2 protein-coding genes are annotated in these 3,247 nt (G+C 42.5%); both read right to left on the bottom strand.

Annotated elements, in window-relative coordinates:
• Positions 1-190 precede the first annotated feature (190 nt).
• Positions 191-823 (bottom strand): response regulator transcription factor, encoded by a 633-nt coding sequence (locus V6C93_RS08080; RefSeq protein WP_333476144.1) that lies wholly within the window; start codon positions 821-823, stop codon positions 191-193.
• A gap of 69 nt (positions 824-892) precedes the next feature.
• Positions 893-3,208, bottom strand: a complete 2,316-nt coding sequence (locus V6C93_RS08075) for a GAF domain-containing sensor histidine kinase (RefSeq protein WP_333476143.1) — start codon at positions 3,206-3,208, stop codon at positions 893-895.
• Positions 3,209-3,247: the final 39 nt, after the last annotated feature.

The following is a 3,247-nucleotide window of genomic DNA, read 5'->3' as shown; positions in this document are numbered from 1 at the left end:
CCGCAATGGAGGGCGTGTTCAGTTCGCTCAGTCACCTTTGCCCACAATGTACCTGGTTCTAAAAATAGTGTTTCCCGTGCATCTGATTTTCTTTGGGGCATGGTTAAACCTCTGTGGCAGCTTCTAACACTCCTGTGATATCCCAACTTGCGGTGAAATGTGAAGGTTTACAGGGTTCAATAGCCCACTTCTACAGACTGGCAATCCCTCGTTTCAACGCCGCGATCGCAGCTTGGGTGCGGTCATTTACTCCTAACTTAATCAAAATCTTGTTGATGTGAAACTTAACTGTACTTTCGCTAATGTGCAAAACAGTGCTAATTTCCTGGTTGCTTTTACCAGCAACAATCAGGCGAACTACTTCCAACTCGCGATCGCTCAGTTGAGGATTGTCCATCCGTTCTGCTAGCTTTGCTCCCACAGTAGGCGGAATATACTTTTTCCCGCCAGAAACCGTGCGAATAGCAGCAAATAGCTGGTCAGGATCGGCATCCTTAAGCACATAACCCTTAGCACCCGCCCGCAGTCCCCGATAGATGTCTTCGTCGCCGTCATAAGTTGTCAGCACGACAATCTGAGCGTTAGCTTCCTCCGCACAAATAGCAGTAATTGCTGCCACTCCATCCATTTGAGGCATCCGCAAATCCATCAATACCACGTCCGGCTGATGTTGGCAAAACAGTTTGACGGCTTCCTGTCCATCACCGGCTTGCGCCACCACTGACAAATCGGGTTCCTGCTCTAACAATGCTACTAAACCCTGCCGCACGATCGCATGATCGTCAGCGATTAAAACGCGAATGGGATTTGATGGATCGATCATTGCCTGCACCCTTGATTTTGTGAAATTAGCGCTCAAGCAAAATTACACAATTAACGGTTTCAAATCGGCTTACTCGCGATTAATGGATACTACCACTTCTGTTCCCTTTCCCGACTGGCTGTTGACAGCTAGTTTTGCTCCGATGCGATCGGCTCGTTCTCTCATACCCAACAAACCAAAGCCAGTACTAAAACAAGGACTCTCCAGATCAAATCCCTGTCCGTTATCTTGCACCCGCAAAATCAACTGTGTACCTTCATAAATTAGCTCAATTTGGATTCTGTTAGCTTTAGCATATTTAAAAGCATTTGTTAGTGCTTCTTGTCCGATTCGTAACAGGTTATTTTCTACTTCTACTGGTAGAGAATATACTGTACCCATTACTTCCAACACAGTGCTAGTCCCGGTATGGGATGACATCTGTGTAGCAATGTGGTTAAGAGCTGTAGATAAATCGCTATTTTCTAATAATTGCGGACGTAAAGCTTCTACCGATCGTTTCGCTTCAAAAAGTCCATTTTTGGCTAATTCGCGTACTGTTTGAATATGGGTAAGCACCTGTTGTAAATCTCTTGCTATAGCTCGTTCTGCTGCGGCTAAATGTACGATAATGCCTGTAAATGCTTGCGCGAGCGTATCGTGAATTTCTCGCGCCATGCGGTTGCGTTCTTGCAGGATATTTTGGTCAATGAGTTGTAGGGTGCGCTCGGTTATTTCTTTCTCTAAAGTCCTGTTGTAATCGGCTAAAATTTTTTCGGCTTGTTTGCGTTCGGTGATGTCTTGAAAGGTTGCGATCACATAATTAATTTTACCCGTTTCATCAACAATGGGTGTGCTGGAAACTTCTAAAGAGATAATTCTATCAGGTCGGTGAAGCTCTATATCCTCAATTTTGACAGTTTCACCCCCTAAAGAACGAACATGAGGCAGTTGGGGAGTGGGATATAACTGATTCGTTCCTACTTGATAAAGTTGGCAAGCTTGTGCTAATTTCTCAGTATTGGCTTCGGGGATAATGTTGATTCCGCTAAGTTGGTGTGCTTTCTGATTGGCGTAAGTAATCTGTCCGGTGGTATCATGTACGGCAACGCCAATTGGCATGGCATCGATAAATTGAGTCAGTCGGTTTTCACGTTCCTTAACTTCAGTGTAGAGTTTGGCATTGCTAATTGCGATCGCGGCTTGTCCCGATAATAATTGCAAAATTTCCAACCGTTCGGGAGTGAAGGCTTGTGCTGTCAGGCGATTTTCTAAATAAACAATCGCACTGAGTTGTCCTTGATTCATCAAAGCCGCACATAAGATAGATTTGGGTTGTGTGTTTTTGATATAAGGGTCATTTGTAAATTGTCCATCATAGGTGGCATCATTTAGCACCACCTTTTCTTTAGTTCTGGCTACATAACCGACAATAGATTCAGCCAGGTTTTGACAATTTTCAAGGGGAATGGATTGTAGTACTGTTACCTCTTTACCATCTAAGGCACCTTCAGCTTCAATTACTAATTTTCCTTGATTCTCTAAAATTAGATAGCCGATTTGAGCGCCGACATTTTCAATCATAATTTTCATTAGCTTAGACAGCAGCTTGTCGAGAACAATTTCGCCTGAAATTGCTTCGGAAGCCTTCATTACCGTAGCGATATCCAAGGAAGAACTCGAACGACTATCAGTTGTTGATATTTCTTGAATTGTCGGCTGATTGATTACAAATAACTGCGGATATCGCGTCTCTAAATCTGTGACTTTAGCCGCCGCACCCCAGAGTTGATAGCAGTAACGAGCTTCCTGTATATAAGCTCTAGCAATTAGTCCTTTTTCCCTGGATAAATAGAACTTAGCTGCAAGTTCGTAGGCGAGTGCTGCTTCGTGGATGTATTCGTTTTCTTTAGCTAGGGAAATCGCGCGATCGTAGTAATCCGTTGCTTCGACGAATTGGTCAAAAATTCGTGCTTTTTCAGCCTCCACTAGATAAAATTTATGCAAATAATTCATTGAAGCGTGATTCGCCCATATCTGCATTTTCTCTTGATTAGCCTCAACCCGCTTGAGAGCAATTTCTTTTTCAAACTTTGAAGAATCAGTAAATATACTTAAGTGGGCGAGGGAATCATAAAAATGAAATATAGGTATAGCTGCCATTCCCATCACACCATCTAAAAACTTTTGTGCGATTACTGCATTTTTAGCAGCTTCATGGGACTTTCCAAATAAATAACACAACATCAACTTATTTAGATAGAGTAAGAAAATTCCTTGTTTATCGCTCAATTTTATCGGTAGTGGCTGAAGTGGCAGAAATTGCTCTTCGTCATAAAACTCTCCTACTAGCTGAGTGGTATTTTCAGCCTTACCTAACAAGTTAAAAATTATTTGTAAATACATTCTTAACCAGGTTGAGCAATTTTTGTTTTTTGTATTACT

This window comes from Allocoleopsis sp. (assembly GCF_036703385.1).
In the GTDB taxonomy this organism is placed as follows: Bacteria; Cyanobacteriota; Cyanobacteriia; order Cyanobacteriales; family Coleofasciculaceae; genus Allocoleopsis.
Note: the sequence above shows the minus strand (reverse complement) of the source record. Positions and strands in the feature narration are given on the sequence as shown.